Origin of the sequence: Chloracidobacterium sp. N (genome assembly GCF_018304765.1) — a bacterium.
In the GTDB taxonomy this organism is placed as follows: domain Bacteria; phylum Acidobacteriota; class Blastocatellia; order Chloracidobacteriales; family Chloracidobacteriaceae; genus Chloracidobacterium; species Chloracidobacterium aggregatum.
Genome location: NZ_CP072642.1, coordinates 2,472,709 through 2,488,737 on the forward strand (window position 1 = coordinate 2,472,709; position 16,029 = coordinate 2,488,737).

The following is a 16,029-nucleotide window of genomic DNA, read 5'->3' on the forward strand; positions in this document are numbered from 1 at the left end:
AGACACAAGGATGGCGGCTTCTGCCTTGCACTCCCGGTTGAAAGCGTTTCCCTCCCTTACCTTCATCCTGGTCTGGCTGCTGGCGTCGGCCCTGCTGCTGACGCCCGGCCAGATGCGCGCGACCACCACCGTTGACCTGCTCGTGCGCGGCGGCACCGTGGTGACGATGGACGCCCAGCGGCGCGTCATCCCCGATGGTTTCCTCGCCGTGCATGGCGATCGCATCGTGGCCGTTGGCACGGCCGCCGAAGCCGGCCAGTATCGGGCGAAGACGGTCATCGAAGCCGGCGGCAAGGCCGTCCTGCCGGGCCTCATCAACGCCCACACGCACGTCCCGATGACACTGTTTCGCGGACTGGCCGACGATCTGGCGCTTCAGGAATGGCTGACGAAGTTCATCTTCCCGGCCGAAGCCAAAAACGTCACCCGCGAAATGGTCCGGGCCGGGACGCGCCTCGCCTGCCTGGAAATGATCCGCAGCGGCACGACCTGCTTTGTGGACATGTACTACTTCGAGGACGACATCGCCGATGTCACCGAAGCCGCCGGACTGCGCGCCATTGTGGGACAGACCATCATTGACTTTCCCGTGCCGGACGCCCTGACGCCGCAGATTGGACTGGCGCAGGCCGAGCGGTTTATCCAGAAGTACAAAACTGGCCATCCGCTCATCACGCCGGCCGTAGCACCCCACGCGCCCTACACCTGCGCGCCGGAAACGCTCATCGCCTGCCGCAAGCTGGCTGACAAGCATGGCGTTCCACTGGTCATTCACCTTGCCGAAGCCGATACCGAAACCCAGACCATTCTGGAGCGATACGGCAGGCGTCCGATTCCGCACGTCGAACGGGTTGGCGTGCTGGGCGCACGCACGATTGCCGCGCACGTCATCCAGACCCAGCCGGATGAATACGCCATTCTGAAAAAGTACAACGTGGGCGTTGCCCACTGCCCGCAGAGCAACATGAAGCTGGCGGCCGGTGTGGCTGCCGTCCCGGAGATGCGCGCCGCCGGACTCGCCGTTGGGCTGGGAACGGACGGTGCAGCTTCCAACAACGACCTTGACCTGTTTGAGGAAATGGACACGGCAGCCAAGCTCCACAAGGTTGTGCGCCGCGACCCGACGACGATGCCGGCGGAAGCCGTACTGGAAATGGCCACGATTGAAGGCGCCCGGGCCATTCACATGGCCGACCGGATTGGCTCGCTCGAAGCCGGCAAGCTGGCGGATTTCATCATCGTGGATGTGTCCAACCCGCGCCAGCTTCCCAACTACCAGCTTGCTTCGACGCTCGTCTATGCTACCAAAAGCAGCGACGTGGAAACCGTCGTCGTCAACGGCAAACTGCTGATGCGTGACCGGCGCATCCTGACACTTGACGAAGCGGCCATCCGCCGGGAAACAGCCACCTTCCGTACGCGGATTCTCGAAAGTTTGCAGAAGTGATCTTACGCCTGATGAACCCCTTATGCTGATTGAGTCGAAAATCAAAACCGACAGCGAAGAATTCCAGACCAACTACACCGCCATGCTGGCGCAGTGCGAACAACTGCAGGAGCGTCTGGAACTTGTCCGGCAGGGCGGCGGCCCGGCGGCTCAGGAACGCTTCCGCAGTCGTGGCAAGCTGTTGCCCCGCGAACGCATCGAGCAGTTGATTGACCCGCGCAGTGACTTCCTCGAACTGTCGCCGCTGGCGGCCTGGGAGATGTACGACAACGAAGCGCCATGCGCCTCGTTCATTGCCGGCATCGGGCGCGTCCACGGTGTGGAGTGCCTCATCACGGCCAACGATGCCACGGTCAAGGGCGGCGCGTTTTATCCGATGACGGTCAAGAAAAGCCTGCGCGCACAGCAAATTGCGCTTGAAAACCGTCTGCCCTGCATCTCGCTTGTGGAATCGGCCGGGGCCAACCTGTTTTACCAGGCGGAAATGTTCGTCGAGGGCGGCCGCGGCTTCGGCAATCAGGCGCGGCTGTCGGCGCGGGGCATTCCCCAGGTGGCCCTTGTGTTTGGCAGCAGCACGGCCGGCGGCGCGTATGTGCCGGGCATGTCCGATTACGTCGTCATGGTCCGGCGGCAGGCCAAGGTGTTTCTCGGCGGGCCGCCGCTGGTCAAAGCGGCCACGGGCGAGGACATTGACGACGAAACCCTGGGCGGCGCGGACATGCACGGGCGCGTGTCGGGCGTCAGTGACTACACGGCGGAAGACGATGCTGACGCCATTCGGATTGGACGCGAGATCGTCGCCAGCCTCAACTGGCGCAAACCGCCGGTGCCCAACTACCAGACGCCGGAGCTGCCGGCCTATGACCCGGACGAACTCCTGGGCATCATTCCGGCCAACCCGCGCAAAAGCTTCGACATGCGTGAGGTCATCGCCCGGATTGTGGACGGCTCGCGGTTTCTCGAATTCAAGCGCGACTACGGCCCGACGCTCCTGACCGGCCACGCCCACATCGAGGGCTTTCTCGTCGGCATCATCGCCAACAACGGCATTCTGTTTTCGGAATGCGCCCTCAAAGCGGCCCACTTCATTCAGCTCTGCAATCAGGCGCGCATCCCGATCATTTATCTGCACAACACGCCCGGTTTCATGATTGGCCGCAAGGTCGAGCACGAAGGCATCGTCAAGCACGGCTCGAAGATGATCCAGGCGGTGTCCAATGCCACCGTGCCGCAGTTTTCAGTCATCGTGGGCGGCTCCTACGGGGCCGGCAACTATGCCATGTGCGGCCGCGCCTACGACCCACGGCTGCTCTTTTCCTGGGTCAACAGCCGGATTGCCGTCATGGGCGGCGAACAGGCCGCCGGCGTCCTGGTGCAGGTACGGCTGGCGGCTATGAAAGCCCGTGGGCAGACGCCCAACCCGGAACAGTTGGAAGCCATGCGGCGCGAAGTCGTCCAACAGTTCGAGGCGCAATCGTCAGCTTACTACGCCACGGCGCGACTCTGGGACGACGGCATCATTGACCCGCGCGACACCCGGCGCGTCCTGGCCATTGGCATTTCGATGTCCTACAACTCCGGCTTTGCCGAGGAACCGGCGCCCCGCTATGGCGTCTTCCGCATGTAGCTGCCGCACATGGGCAGGTATGCGCATGTGCACATGGGCAGGTTCCCATACCTGCCCCTACACATGCGCACAGGCGGGCACCTCATCCAGGGCTTCTTCCGGCTCCGGCAGCCACTCGCCGGAGGCTTCCCGTTCACCCATGCGGGTAAAGTAGTCGGTAATGCGTTCGGTGAGTTCCGTCCGGGTCTGGGCGTGAAACACCTGGGTACGGAAGATGGCCCCGCCCGGCAGGCCCTTCGTAAACTGCGCACAGAGCTGCTTGACCTTGCCCATGGCGGCCGTTTCCGTCGGGCACTCCGCCAGCATCAGGTCAAAGTATTCGAGCAGGACATCCCGTTTGTCGTAGAGCGTCGGGCGGTAGGGCGTTTCGCCGCGCATGGCTTCGGCGGTTTGCCGGAAAATCCACGGGTTGGCCATGGCGCCGCGGCCAATCATGACGCCATCCACGCCGGTTTCACGGAAACGGCGAATGGCATCCGCCGGCTGGCGGACATCCCCGCAGCCGATGACCGGAATGGAAACCGCCTGTTTGACCTGGGCGATGATGTCCCAGTTGGCGAACCCGCTGTAGCCCTGCATGCGCGTCCGCCCGTGAATGGCAATGGCCTCAACGCCGCAATCTTCCGCCAGCTTGCCGACTTCCACGGCCACAATCGAGTTGTCGTCCCAGCCGGTACGAATCTTGATCGTGAGCGGAATGGTGATGCGCCGGCGCATTTCCCGCAAAATGACGGCCAGATGCGGCAGATCACGGAGCAGCGACGAACCGGCCCCGCGTCCGACGACCTTTTTGGCCGGACAGCCGCAGTTGACATCCACAATGTCGGCGCCGGCTTCCTGGGCGACTTCGGCGGCATCGGCCATGCGCTTCGGATCAACCCCAAAGAACTGAATCGAGATGGGACGTTCCGCGTCGGTGAACTTCATCATCTTGTGGGTTTTGAGGTTGCCGCGCGTCAGGCCCTCGACGCTGATGAACTCCGTCACGATCAGACCCACGCCCCCCAGCCGCTTGATGAGTCCCCGAAAGGCGGAATCCGTCACCCCGGCCATAGGGGCCAGCACCAGCGGCGGTTGAATGACGACGTTCCGAATGGAAAAAGCGGTCGGCAGTGCAAAGGTCATGGCAGGTCTTCGTTCGAGAGAGCCGTTTCGATTTCCGCCGCCGAGACGGTCGCCGTGCCACGCTTCATGACGACGATACCGGCGGCAATGTTGGCCAGATGCATGGCCGTTTCCCAGTCAGCCCCGGCGGCCAGCGCAGCGGTAAAGGCCACGAGGACCGTATCGCCTGCGCCGGTCACATCCACCGGCGTCCGGCTGCCGTGAACCGGGATGGACAGCGGGGCCGCTCCACACCGGGCCAAGGTCATGCCGTCCGCACCGCGTGTCAGCAGCAGGGCATCGAGTGCAAGCTGCGCCCGCAACCGTTCTGCATGGTAACTGGCGGCGTCAAGGTCATGGAAGGTCGCCCCGGCCAGCCGTTCGGCTTCTTCCTGGTTGGGCGTTGCGGCGGTCAGACTGTGAAAGTCTGCCAGCCGGTGCCGTGAATCCGCCACGACCGGCAGGCGGGTGGCCTTGTGCCAGGCCCGGAGCAGCGCAATCACTTCGGGCGGTGTGCTGCCGTAGCCATAGTCGGACAGCACTACGCCGGTCGCCGTGGGCAGGGCGGCGCGTACCCGGGCCGTCAGGGTTTCGACGACGCCCGGCGGCAGAGGAGATGTTTCCTCGCGGTCCAGCCGAATCACCTGCTGGCGCGCGGCATTGGGCAAGCCGGCCAGGACGCGGCTCTTGGTCGGCGTCGGACGCCCCGGCAGCACCACCGCCGGTGTGGTGCCGATGCCACGCCGGCGCAGGTCAGTCAGGACGCGCCGCCCGGAACGGTCACGGCCGATGACGCCAATCCAGGTCGTCGGGATGCCCAGGGCAGCCGCATTGGCCGCGGCATTGGCGGCGCCGCCGGGGATGATTTCCGTGAACTCGTGCCGCAGGATGAGCACCGGCGCTTCCCGCGACACGCGGGCAATCGTGCCGTGGATAAACTCATCCGCGATGGCATCGCCAATGACAAGCAGGTGCTGCGCCGGAAAGCGCGACAGGATGAAACGTAAGGACGCAGACAGCGGCATGTGGAGAGAACCTTTTTGCGGACAGGCGCGCGCTCACCGGCCGTTGCGTGGCGCGGCACGGGGTAATCGTTAGCCGACCAGCAGGGCATCCGCAATACGCCGGGCAGCATGGCCGTCCCACAGCTCCGGGCGACGTGGTTCCAGCGGAAAGGAACCGGACAGGCAGGCTTCGGCTGCGGCCAGAATCGCAGCCGGTTCGGTGCCCACGACCTGATTGGTGCCTTCCCGGACTGTAATCGGGCGCTCGGTCGTCGTGCGCAGGGTCAGACAGGGAATGCCCAGCACCGTGGTTTCTTCCTGCAGGCCGCCGGAGTCGGTCAGCACCAGCCGCGCCTGCCGCCACAACTGGAGAAAATCCAGATAGCCCAGCGGAGGCAGGCAGCGCAGCCGCGTAAGGTCCGGCAGGTCAAGGGTTTCCATCCGCGTCCGGGTACGCGGATGGACCGGAAAGACCACGGGCAGTCGCCGTGCAAGCTGGATGAGTGTCTGCACGAGACGGCGCAGCGTGGCCGGATCGTCCACGTTGGAGGGACGGTGCAGGGTGACGACGGCATACTGCCCCGGCGTCAGTCCCAGTGTGTCGAGAATGGGAGATTGGGCTGCGCGGGGCAGGGCCGCCAGCAGGCTGTCCACCATGATGTTGCCGACGCGACGGATGCGCGCCGGATCAATCCCCTCGCGCAGCAGGTTGGCGTCGGCGTCGGCGCTGGGTGTCAGGAGCAGGTCGGCGACGGCATCCACCAGCCGGCGGTTGGTTTCTTCCGGCATCGTGCGGTCGAAACTGCGTAGTCCGGCTTCAACGTGGGCGACCCGAAGGCCGCACTGCACGGCCGTCAATGTCGCCGCCAGCGTGGCGTTTACGTCTCCGACGACCACCACCCAGTCCGGCCGCCGGGCCAGCCAAAGCGGCTCCAGTGCCAGCATCGTACGGGCGGTCTGGTCCGTAGCCGTTCCTGACCCGATGCCCAGCGTATGGTCCGGGGCCGGTATTTCCAGATCACGAAAAAAGGCATCGGTCAGGGCCGGGTCGTAGTGCTGTCCGGTATGGATGATGCAGTGCGTGACCTGTGGGCGCTGCGCCAGTTCGCGGGCAAGCGGAGCCAGCTTGACAAAGTTGGGACGCGCGCCGACGACGCTACAGATATTCATGCCGGCGGCCCCGTCCTGCCGTGATTGTGTCTGCCGAAGCACATTCAATTCCAGAAAAGGCGCGCAGGATGAAGCTCCCTTCAGAAAAGCCGGGAAACCTGTGTACCCAAGACGAACGTTTTACCTGGCGTGATGTCATATTGAGCAAGAGACCAACGGAGGTTCCCGACCATGAATGAACCGATGTATGCCATGCAACGTGCCAACGGTGAATGGCTGATGACCGAAATCGAGGGGCAGCGTTGCCTGCCGGTGTTTCAGAATGCTATGGCGGCCCGCCGCGTTCACCAGCGGGTCGGCACCCTGATGGTGTATCGTCCGCAGCCACTCGATAGCGAGGTCATTACCAAACTCCAGCGCCAGACACCGGACCTGCGATTCTGGCTGGTGGATGATTTTGCTCCCAATCCCGACCTTACTCCGGGCCGCTGGCTCTCCCCGGATGAGATCATCACGGCGGGCGATGCCGGCGACTACGCCATGACGGCATGACGCAGGACCATACCCACGACATTGATCCCCAGACCCAACTGCACACGACGTATGTCTATGGCCCGGTGCCCTCGCGGCGGCTGGGCGTCAGTCTGGGGGTCAATCCTCTGCCCGTCGAAACGAAAGTCTGCAACTTCGATTGTCCCTACTGCGAATGCGGCTGGACGGTTTCCGACCGTCCGGCCGGAAACATGCCGCGCCTTGAGACGCTGGCCGCCGAACTCGAAGCCAGACTCAGGCAGTGTCAGGCGCAGGGCATCCGGCTTGACGCCATCACCTTTGCCGGCAACGGCGAACCCACGCTTCATCCACGCTTCCGGGATTTAGTGGAAGAGACCTGCCAGTTGCGTGACCGCTATGCACCGCAGGCTAAGGTCGCCGTTCTTACCAATGCCACCCGGCTGCGCCGACCGGAAGTGCGCGCTGGCTTGCAGCGGGCGGATATTCGCCAGTTCAAGCTCGATGCCGGCACGGAAGCCATGTTCCGGCGTGTGGATCGCCCCTACGGACAACTCACCCTGGCGCGCATCGTGGAAGACATCTGTGCCTTTGACGGCCCTAAGATGCTTCAGAGCATGTTCTTCCGTGGTGTCTCAGCGGGTGCGCCGATTGACAACACCACGCCGGAAGAAGTCGCCGCCTGGCTGGGTCACGTAGCGCGGATTCAGCCCACAGAAGTGCATCTCTACAGCCTTGACCGTACACCGGCTGAAGCGACGCTGGAAAAGGTCTCCCGGGCCGAACTCGAAGCCATTGCCGGGCGGGTCCGCGCGCTGGGCATCCCGGCTGAAACCTTCTGAACCTGTCTCCGAAGAGAATAAAGCGGCTCGCCGCGCCGGCTGACTGGGCAGTGACCGCGTAAAGAAAAGACCGTCACGACGCGGTAAGGATTTTTTGGTGCAAAAACCTCTGCCCGGCGTTAGAGTCCTTTGTCGCCCCACAGTTTCAATCCTGTTTCAAGGACGGTATGGCTTATGGACGTTGCCTACATCACCAATGCCGAGCGTCTGGCAGCTCTCCAGCGGTATGACATCCTTGACACGCCGCCAGACGGGACATTTGACCGCGTCGCCCGGATTGCCGCCCGTATCTTTCACGTTCCGATTGCCCTTGTCTCCCTGGTTGACCAGGACCGCATCTGGTTCAAAGCACGGGAAGGTCTCAGCGGCGTTACTGAAATTCCCTGCGCCCCCGGGTTGTGCGCCTCCGTGGTTTGCCAGGATCAGACCTACCTGGTTACAGATGCCCTGCAAGACCCCCGGACACGGGAAAATCCCCTCGTGGTGGGCGAGTTTGGGCTGCGCTTCTATGCCGCCGCGCCGCTCATTACTCACGATAGATACCGGCTGGGGACCGTCTGTGTCATTGACCGGGAGCCACGTCCGGCGCTCAAGCCGGAAGAGCTGGCCATTCTCGAAGACCTCGCTGGCATTGTGATTGACCAGATGGAAATCCGGCTGGCAGCACGGCAGACACTTGAATCTCTTGTTCTGGCCGAGGGCGGTTCAGACAATCTGGCCAACCCGGAAGCCCTCATCACGATTTGCGCCTGGTCCAAGAAGGTGCGGATTGACGGCGAGTGGGTCAGCTTCGAGGAATTCCTCGAACGGCGCTTCGGGATGCGGGTCACCCACGGCATCTCGCGCGAAGCCATGCGGCGGGCGCTGCTCGAATGGAAAAGCAGAAGTGCATCCACAGCGCCACAGGCCGCAGCCGCCGATTAACCTTCGGGTGCGCCCTGCATCCGGGACTCAAAAAAACGCCGAGGCAGCCCGTCATTGCAGGCTGCCTCAATGTTTTTCACCGGAGTGTGGTGCACCCGACAGGATTCGAACCTATGACCTTCTGATTCGTAGTCAGACGCTCTATCCAACTGAGCTACGGGTGCCAAAGTGGTGCGGATGAAAGGACTTGAACCTTCAAGGGCCGAAGCCCACATGGTCCTGAGCCATGCGCGTCTGCCAATTCCGCCACATCCGCATTGTCAAACTCACTGCTTTCCGGGAAAGCAGCACGAAGTTGTACCTTGCCTTACCAAAGCTGTCAAGTTGCCGGTGCAAGCCCCAAAAGCAAAACTCAAAATTCGAGGCGTGGCAGGCGTCCCGTGGTTGAACGGGCGGCTTCCTGCCGGCCGCGTTCGACTTCAAGCATGAACGTTTGCAGCTTGATGCGGTCCTTACGGCCCGGCGCGGATTCAACCCCTTCGCGCACATTGACGGCGTAGGGTTTGACGGTCCGAATCGCCGTGGCGACATTTTCGCTCGTCAGTCCGCCGGAGAGAATCACCCGGACATACTGCTTGGCGGCGGCAGCAAAGCGCCAGTCGAACAGGCGTCCCCCCTGCCCATCCGGCGAGTCACCCTCCAGGAGGATCGCCGAAACCGGATAGGTTTTCACCCGCATCACATCGAAATCATCGCCGACGCGCAGCTTTTTGACGAGGCGCCAGGCGCTGAACTGGCGGCAGTAATCGGCGCTCTCGTTGCCGTCAAGCTGCACGACTGAAACCTTGGCCGCCTCCACCATGGAGTGCAGGGCCTCGAAGTTGAACTCGTTGTGAAAAATGCCGACCACCGGCACGAACGGGGGCAGACGGTCGGCAATCTCGCGGACGGCCGCCGGGGCAATGTGGTATTCGCTGCGTGGATTGAGGTCGAAACCAAGGGCATCAGCGCCGGCATCGAGTGCCAGCACAGCATCCTGGTAGGTCATGATGCCACTGATTTGCGTCTTGACCATGGTCACACCTCCTTGGTTGTGCAGCCCGGCGGTTTCGTCCCACGACCCGACGCTTGGCTGGTGTCTTTCTGAACTGACTTCCCACAAGCGCCTGGCCCAGTCCCGGATCCTTCTTCCATTATCCGCCAGGCGGGGATGTCCGACAAGCACGACGTATGCCACACGGCCGGGGCAATCGCCGGTTGTAGGGGCGACCAGCGGTCGCCCCTACAACGTTGCGCTGGCGGGCTGATTTACGCCACCATCGGCGGCGGAGTTCCGCGCCCACTGCCTGGGAATCTTGTGAACCGGGGGCCACACTCACATGCCAACTCGCTACGACATCGTCGGGGGACGCCCGTTGCAGGGCACGCTACGGGTTTCAGGCGCCAAAAATGCTGCCCTGAAAATGATCGTGGCGGCGCTCATCGCCGACGGCACGACGACACTGCACAACGTGCCGCGCATTACGGATGTCGAAATCACCCTCAAACTGTGCGAAGAACTCGGCGCGCGCTACCGGTGGCGGGACGAAACGACGGTTGAGATTGACGCCCGCAACATCAACAACGCCGTCATTCCCCTCAAATACAGCGGCTCGACCCGTACGCCGATTCTGTTTGTGTCGCCGTTGCTGCACCGGCTCGGCAAAGCTGAACTGACCACCATCGGGGGCTGCTCGATTGGGCCGCGCCCGATCAACTACCACATCGCCGGCCTGCGGCAGTTGGGAGTTCAGGTTGAAGAAGCCTCCCGGACGGCCTACCGGTTTCAGGCCGACCGGCTCCACGGCAACATCATCACCCTCGAATACCCCAGCGTCGGGGCAACGGAGAACCTGCTGATGGCGGCCGTCGGCGCGCGTGGGCGGACGGTCATTCGGAACGCCGCCATCGAACCGGAAATTCTCAATCTGGCCGGGATGCTTCAGGCCATGGGCGCGGTGGTCTATCAGGATGTCAACCGGACGTGGATTGTCGAAGGCACGACCCGTTTTCGGGCCGTCGAATACGAAGTCATGGATGACCGCATCGAAGCGGCCTCCTTTGCCGCCTGCGCCGTGGCGACGGGCGGTGAAGTGCTGGTCAAAGGGGCCATCCAGCGCGACATGGTGACGTTCTTGGACTGGCTGCGCAAAGTCGGCGGCGAGTTTGACATTTACCCGGATGGCATCCGGTTTTACCGCCAGGACCGGTTGCGTCCAGTCAATCTGGAAACCGACGTGCATCCCGGCTTTATGACGGACTGGCAGCCGCCGTTCGTCGTCCTGCTGACCCAGGCGGAAGGTATTTCGGTCGTTCACGAGACGGTCTATGAAAGCCGTTTTGGCTACGTCGAGGCCCTGGTTTCGATGGGCGCGCACATCCAACTGACGAACGACTGTCTGGGCAGCCGGGAATGCCGCTTCACCAACAAGAACTACCTGCACAGTGCGCTGATTTCGGGGCCGACGCTACTGCGAGGCGGGACACTGCACATCCCGGACCTGCGGGCGGGCTTTGCCTACGTCATGGCGGCGCTCATTGCCAGCGGAGAGAGCCGGATTTATGGAACCGAGTTCGTGCAGCGGGGTTATGCCAACCTGATCGGCAAACTCCGCGAGATTGGAGCCGACATCAGCGAAACACCGGTGGAAACGGCTGAATCACCGTGAGCATGGGCAGACACAGACAGGGGCGTACCGGCATTTGGTGGCGACGCTGGTGGCAGGCCGGGCGGCTGGGTGGCCGGGCCGGATGGCTCTGGCTGGTGTCCCTCTGGTTTGTAGCCCTCTGGTTTGCGGCTGGCGGGGCAGTGGGTTATGCCCAGTCGCCGGGCAGTAATGGCCGGGAGTTCCTTGCTGACCGCATGGTAGCCACGGTCAACGGGGACATCATCACCCAGAGCGATCTGGTGTGGTTTCTGGCCTTTGATCCCGATGTCAACCTGGTCTCGATTTCGGAAGCTGACCTGCAACGGGTTCTGACGGCGAAGATTGACCTGCTGTTGCTGGCGCAGGAAGCCGCCCGCTTTCCGCTGGCCAACCTGACCGCCGAAGAAGTGGCGGCGGCCAAACAGCGCCTTATCAAACGTTTTCCCTCCGAAGCCGCCTTCCGGGAGCGGTTGGAATCCGTGGGGCTGGATGCGGAAACCTTCGAGCGGCTCATCCGCGAGCGGTTGCAGGTGGAAAAATACATCAGCTTCCGGTTTCAGACTTTCGTGCTGGTGACGGATGACGACGTGCTGGAGTATTACGCAACGCGGGTGCGCCCAGCGCTGGCGGCTTCCGGCACTGTGACCCCGGAAACACCCAACGACGAACAGCGGGCGCTGATTACGGAGATTCTGTCACGGGAACGGGCCGAGCGGGAGCAACGGCAGTGGCTGGAAGCGGCCCGGCGGCGGGCCGATCTGGTGCCCATCGCGCCCTACGCGCGGGCTGTCATTGGCGGGCAGGAGTCCAGGGGCGCAGCGACGCCGGAAGCTGGGCCGCCCCCCGCTCCGTAACCGGCAGGCGCACATGTCACGTCCGTATTGGTTCGATTGTGTCCTCGGGTGGCGCTCAATCCGGGCGACCGGACTGGGCAACGGCGCGCAGATGTAAGCGCCTGCCAGACGCAACTCTCTGTCAAAATCTACTCGCTGACACGGCGAACACGAAATATCCCTGGCATGATGACCGCAAAGGAACGTGGAAGTTCACTCAGGTGCTCCCTGACAGCCAAAGCCACCAACTCCGCTTTGCGAACGGGTGTCACGCCTGCCAGACGAATCAGTATCACTCCATGCATGTGGAGGCGCTGACGAAATACCAGCTCGCCGAAATCCTTGTCTGTAGTCAGCAACAATGCCGTCTCCTGATTCGCCAGGTTCAAGACAGCATCATCAGGTATCCCTGGCTTCAATTCAGCAATGTATAAAACCTGATGCCCCTCCTGGCGCAGACGTTCCACAATGGGGCGGTCAACACTTTCGTCAGCCAAAAACTTCATGAAAGTGTCTCAAGCCAGGGGGTAAACAACATCGGCACGCAGGGCGTCTCTGGCAAATGCCAATGCGGACAGGATGGCTTCGCGGGTCAGGTGGGGATGTGCCTCAAGAACCTGCTCTATTGTTTCGCCCGCTGCGAGTTTCTCCAGGATGAGTTCAACGGTAATGCGTGTCCCAGCAATGACAGGTTTCCCCATCATCACCTTTGGGTTTGATACGATCCACTGCTTTTGCATCTTCTCATCTCCACGATTGTTGCGTCGCACCCGACGACTCGCACTTCAGCCGCGCCGCAAAGCACAGCGGGGCGGCGTCGGATGAAAGCGCATGCCGGGAGGCGTCTGTTTCTGATTCTACTGTGGCGAATCACGCATAACGATTAGAGAACACCGATTTTGGTGGACCAAACCGCCATCAGACATTCAGACATACTGAAGCTGACCTGCAACGGGTTCTGGCAGCGAAAATTGACCTGCTGTTGCTGGCGCAGGAAGCCGCCCGTTTTCCGCCGTACCTGGTTTCGTTGTGGCTTTTGGTGGCGCTCAATCCGGGCGACTGGGCTGGGTGCCAGGCTGGGCGATGGCGCGCAGTTTGTCCAGCGCCCGGGTGTAGCGCATTTTGGCTGCGGACAGTCCCAAGTCAAGGCTCGCGGCAATTTCGGAAAACTCCAGCCCCACGCTCAGGCGCAGCAGGACGATGAGCCGGTCTTCTGGCGTGAGGCAGGCCAGCAGGCGTTCGGCGTCAAGGCGGGCTTCGGTCTGCTGGAGCTGGCGTTGTTTGTCATCGGGCAGGTGGGCGGTTTCTTCACTCTCCAGGGTTTCCAGCCGGTGGGTTTTCTGGCGGCGCTGATAATCCAGGCAATGGTTGGCCGTGACGCGCCACAGCCAGGTCTGGAAAGCCGCTTCGCCACGAAAGCGTGGCAGTTCAAAAAACACCTTGAGCATGACTTCCTGGGTGAGGTCTTCAGCTTCTTCGGTCTGGCGGGTGAAGCGCCGGCACAGGGCCTGGATATTGGGTCCGTGCCGGCGCATCAGTGTCTCGAAGGCACCGGTGCGATAGGGTAGTTCCTGCTGTGCGCGGGAAACGAGGGTGGCATCATCCTCACCGGTCATGATCAACCCCCCAGAGGTTGCCTTCAAACTTCCCGGTCAACGGCTTTCCGTCAACGCCGGGCGATAGCGACTTCATCGGCTATCAGGCGGGAGTTGGCGACGGTCAACAGCCGTCCGTCGTCGAGCTTGACGCTGGTCTTGATGGTGCCGACTTCGTGAACGGTCGCCTTGATGCCCTGCCACTCGATGCGGTCGCCTTCCTGCAGAAGGTCGCGCATATACACACCGGACACAATTTCACCGGCCAGAGTGCGCGTGCCCAGCCCAAGGGACAGCGCCAGCGCCGCGCCGATGGCAATGAGGGCAATGCCGATGACTTCCTGGAGCAGCACCGTACGGATGTCGAGCTGCTCGACAGAGAGCAGCACCACCAGCGCCGTCAGGACGCCCATGGTGATGCGGGACAGGGTTTGGGCGTACTCGATGCCAGCACCGTCAGCCACCCGGCGGACGAGTTCAGCCAGCCAGCCGGCCACCATCAGCCCCACGACGAGTACGATCACGGCCGCCAGAAACTTGGGCAGAAACAGCATGACGGAAGTAATCGCGACCCCGGCAGCGGTCAGGCCCAGGGCATCGGCAGCCGAGATGGTGAAGGCCAGCATCACAAAGGCAAAGACAAAGGTGCCCAGGACGGAGGAAAGCGGGCGGGTCATGCCCCACTGCTGGGCAAAGGACGTCAGGCCGGATTTTTCGGACAGGCGATCCACGCCGAGGCGTTCGAGCAGCCGCCGGGCCACGGAGCCGGCCACCTTGCCGAACAGGTAGCCGAAGGCCAGCAGAAGCAGGGCACCAAGGATATTGGGAATGAGGCTGGCAAAGCGTTGGTAGAGGGCAATGAGCGGGGCGCTCATCCAGGCCAGGGTTTGGTTCAGGGTTTCCATGGAGTCCTCCTTTGGGTCTCGGTCGGGTAGGGTTGCAGGGTCTGTTGGTGGACCCAGATGAAGAGCGGGGCGAGAAAACGCGCCAGAGCCAGCCACAGGCGGCCGAGCATCCAGCTCAGGATGTCGCGGGCGGCCACGCGGCGGCGTGCTTTACGGATAACTGGCGTAAGGTATGGCGGCGCGGGCGGCCCAACTCGGCGCAGCGCGGCCGCCAGTTCAGCTTCAAAGGGGTCTGGGTTGGAGGGCATAGACCGCAGCCGTCCTTTCTTCAGGGTGGTGAGGCTGTCTGCCTGGAACAGCCATCACCCGGTATGACGGCACGGCGGGGCGAAAAGTCACAACCGGCAGACACAACCTGCCGATGCCCTTTTCCGAATGAAGAACGGGGAATCGGGGAACTTCCGGCGTCAACGGCTTACTTTGCGGCAGAAGATGGTTTCAGGCCGCAGACCAGCCTGCCTGCTGCCGGGCCGAGTACCTGCTGCCAGGCCCGGCTCAGGCAGACCTGGCTCAAGTCAGCCTTGATGCACTGTAAAAAGTTTCGGAAAGCGTATGCGGGAAAGCCATTTGCGGCTTATCCGTTGTTGAAATAGTCGGAATCAACCCGCTTGAGCTGGTAGGTTGTCACAGGAGTAACGCCTACATCGTAGTCAATCATGAGTTCTGCCAGGCGTTTCCCGTCAATAAGCACAATCCTGGCTTCAATGGTTGATACGTATCTTACAGCTTCCTGGGAGAACGAAGAAGTCGTGATAAAAACACCTTTTTTGGCCCGTTTTCCGGCAAGTGCGCCAACAAATCTCTGTATCTCCGGCCTTCCTACACACTGATCCCACTTCTTTGCCTGGATATAAATGGTGTCGAGTCCCAATCTGTCCTGATCAATAATGCCATCTATCCCTTCATCCCCGACCTGGCCGACCGCCCTCGCCGCCTCGCGGCGCGATCCTCCATATCCCATTCTGACCAAAAGCTCAACAACCAGTCTTTCAAAAAAGGCGGGGGTGCTTTGCTTGACAATGTCGAGCAACTCCTGCGCCAGACTGTCCCTCAGCTCTGCGTAAGCTTCTTCCAGTACCTCCTCTGGAGTTTTTTCCTCCTTGCAGATTCCCTTTTTACTTTGCGTCTCTTTTTGTACTTCGCATCTTCTGAACTCAGTGAACTCAGGGAATTGGGCGAGAAATTCGTTTTTGATTTCCGAAGGATTTTCATTCAAAACTTCTCTTCCCCTTCTGGTAATCACATAATGTGAGCGGCGTACTTTATCAATGAGCCTTGCCTTTACCAGGTAGGTCTTTGCCCATCCTGCACGGGAATAAAAGACAGGCTGCTTGCCACTTGGCAGAAGCTCTCTTAGCTCCTCTTCGGTCAGGGAAAATTCTCTGGCCAAAGTGTTCACCACATCCTGAACCGAATGTTCTTTTCCATCAGCGAAGCACCGCAGAAGCGGCAGCATTAACGTCTGGTAGTCAGGTATAGGCATCAGACTTCTCCCGGCGAC

The 16,029-nt window shown here is 61.8% G+C and carries 17 protein-coding genes and 2 tRNA genes; 7 read left to right on the forward strand and 12 right to left on the reverse strand.

Translation table 11 applies throughout. From position 1 onward, the window contains the following. Positions 1–10: 10 nt before the first annotated feature. Together J8C05_RS10340 and J8C05_RS10345 are read left to right on the forward strand one after the other, a co-directional pair. Complete coding sequence (locus J8C05_RS10340; RefSeq protein WP_246840696.1) at positions 11–1,447, forward strand: amidohydrolase; 1,437 nt, start codon at positions 11–13, stop codon at positions 1,445–1,447. 22 nt (positions 1,448–1,469) lie between these two features. Beyond that, positions 1,470–3,074 carry an acyl-CoA carboxylase subunit beta gene (locus tag J8C05_RS10345; RefSeq protein ID WP_211422103.1) on the forward strand — a complete coding sequence of 535 codons (1,605 nt, stop codon included), beginning with the start codon at positions 1,470–1,472 and terminating at the stop codon, positions 3,072–3,074. Between the two features lie 57 nt (positions 3,075–3,131). Here J8C05_RS10345 and dusB read toward each other — a convergent pair whose 3' ends face one another. From dusB to wecB, 3 genes are all read right to left on the reverse strand, one after another. Next, positions 3,132–4,199, reverse strand: a complete 1,068-nt coding sequence (gene dusB / locus J8C05_RS10350; RefSeq protein ID WP_211422104.1) for a tRNA dihydrouridine synthase DusB — start codon at positions 4,197–4,199, stop codon at positions 3,132–3,134. After that, positions 4,196–5,203: a bifunctional heptose 7-phosphate kinase/heptose 1-phosphate adenyltransferase gene (locus tag J8C05_RS10355; protein WP_211422105.1), complete on the reverse strand. Its 1,008-nt coding sequence runs from the start codon at positions 5,201–5,203 to the stop codon at positions 4,196–4,198. Before J8C05_RS10355 ends, dusB begins: the two co-directional genes overlap by 4 nt. Positions 5,204–5,272: 69 nt before the next feature. Next, the gene (wecB, locus tag J8C05_RS10360) at positions 5,273–6,352 is read right to left on the reverse strand and encodes a non-hydrolyzing UDP-N-acetylglucosamine 2-epimerase (RefSeq protein WP_211422106.1); all 1,080 of its coding nucleotides are present in this window, start codon (positions 6,350–6,352) and stop codon (positions 5,273–5,275) included. A gap of 171 nt (positions 6,353–6,523) precedes the next feature. Between wecB and J8C05_RS10365 the strand changes: the two genes are divergently transcribed. The 3 genes from J8C05_RS10365 to J8C05_RS10375 all read left to right on the forward strand — a co-directional run bounded on the left by J8C05_RS10365 (position 6,524) and on the right by J8C05_RS10375 (position 8,568). Further along, the gene (locus J8C05_RS10365; protein ID WP_211422107.1) at positions 6,524–6,844 is read left to right on the forward strand and encodes a hypothetical protein; all 321 of its coding nucleotides are present in this window, start codon (positions 6,524–6,526) and stop codon (positions 6,842–6,844) included. Further along, positions 6,841–7,644 (forward strand): radical SAM protein, encoded by an 804-nt coding sequence (locus J8C05_RS10370; protein ID WP_211422108.1) that lies wholly within the window; start codon positions 6,841–6,843, stop codon positions 7,642–7,644. The genes J8C05_RS10365 and J8C05_RS10370 overlap by 4 nt, the downstream gene beginning before the upstream one ends. 174 nt (positions 7,645–7,818) lie before the next feature. Further along, positions 7,819–8,568, forward strand: coding sequence for a GAF domain-containing protein (locus tag J8C05_RS10375; protein ID WP_211422109.1), 750 nt, complete (start codon positions 7,819–7,821; stop codon positions 8,566–8,568). 87 nt (positions 8,569–8,655) lie between these two features. Here the strand turns inward: J8C05_RS10375 and J8C05_RS10380 are convergent. The 3 genes from J8C05_RS10380 to J8C05_RS10390 form a co-directional block, all read right to left on the reverse strand. Next, positions 8,656–8,732 (reverse strand) — tRNA-Arg (locus J8C05_RS10380). Between the two features lie 5 nt (positions 8,733–8,737). After that, positions 8,738–8,824 (reverse strand) — tRNA-Leu (locus tag J8C05_RS10385). A 96-nt stretch (positions 8,825–8,920) separates the two neighbouring features. Further along, the gene (locus J8C05_RS10390) at positions 8,921–9,583 is read right to left on the reverse strand and encodes a phosphoribosylanthranilate isomerase (RefSeq protein WP_211422110.1); all 663 of its coding nucleotides are present in this window, start codon (positions 9,581–9,583) and stop codon (positions 8,921–8,923) included. Between the two features lie 304 nt (positions 9,584–9,887). Here J8C05_RS10390 and murA point away from each other — a divergent pair, with 304 nt between their 5' ends. Then, complete coding sequence (gene murA / locus J8C05_RS10395) at positions 9,888–11,216, forward strand: UDP-N-acetylglucosamine 1-carboxyvinyltransferase (protein ID WP_211422111.1); 1,329 nt, start codon at positions 9,888–9,890, stop codon at positions 11,214–11,216. A gap of 2 nt (positions 11,217–11,218) precedes the next feature. Beyond that, positions 11,219–12,049 carry a SurA N-terminal domain-containing protein gene (locus J8C05_RS10400; RefSeq protein WP_211422112.1) on the forward strand — a complete coding sequence of 277 codons (831 nt, stop codon included), beginning with the start codon at positions 11,219–11,221 and terminating at the stop codon, positions 12,047–12,049. 128 nt (positions 12,050–12,177) lie between these two features. On the opposite strand, the gene J8C05_RS10405 is transcribed toward J8C05_RS10400, so the two are convergent. The 6 genes from J8C05_RS10405 to J8C05_RS10430 all read right to left on the reverse strand — a co-directional run bounded on the left by J8C05_RS10405 (position 12,178) and on the right by J8C05_RS10430 (position 16,011). Next, positions 12,178–12,534 carry a DUF5615 family PIN-like protein gene (locus tag J8C05_RS10405; RefSeq protein ID WP_014100607.1) on the reverse strand — a complete coding sequence of 119 codons (357 nt, stop codon included), beginning with the start codon at positions 12,532–12,534 and terminating at the stop codon, positions 12,178–12,180. Positions 12,535–12,543: 9 nt separating this feature from the next. After that, positions 12,544–12,768, reverse strand: coding sequence for a DUF433 domain-containing protein (locus J8C05_RS10410; RefSeq protein WP_014100608.1), 225 nt, complete (start codon positions 12,766–12,768; stop codon positions 12,544–12,546). Positions 12,769–13,074: 306 nt separating this feature from the next. Further along, positions 13,075–13,644 (reverse strand): sigma-70 family RNA polymerase sigma factor, encoded by a 570-nt coding sequence (locus tag J8C05_RS10415; RefSeq protein WP_014100609.1) that lies wholly within the window; start codon positions 13,642–13,644, stop codon positions 13,075–13,077. 50 nt (positions 13,645–13,694) lie between these two features. Continuing rightward, the gene (locus J8C05_RS10420) at positions 13,695–14,528 is read right to left on the reverse strand and encodes a mechanosensitive ion channel family protein (protein WP_211422113.1); all 834 of its coding nucleotides are present in this window, start codon (positions 14,526–14,528) and stop codon (positions 13,695–13,697) included. Further along, a complete protein-coding gene (locus tag J8C05_RS10425; protein ID WP_211422114.1) occupies positions 14,516–14,776 on the reverse strand; it encodes a hypothetical protein in 261 nt (86 codons plus the stop codon). Before J8C05_RS10425 ends, J8C05_RS10420 begins: the two co-directional genes overlap by 13 nt. Before the next feature lie 326 nt (positions 14,777–15,102). After that, on the reverse strand, positions 15,103–16,011 hold the full coding sequence (locus tag J8C05_RS10430; RefSeq protein ID WP_211422115.1) for a restriction endonuclease: 909 nt from the start codon (positions 16,009–16,011) through the stop codon (positions 15,103–15,105). Positions 16,012–16,029: the final 18 nt, after the last annotated feature.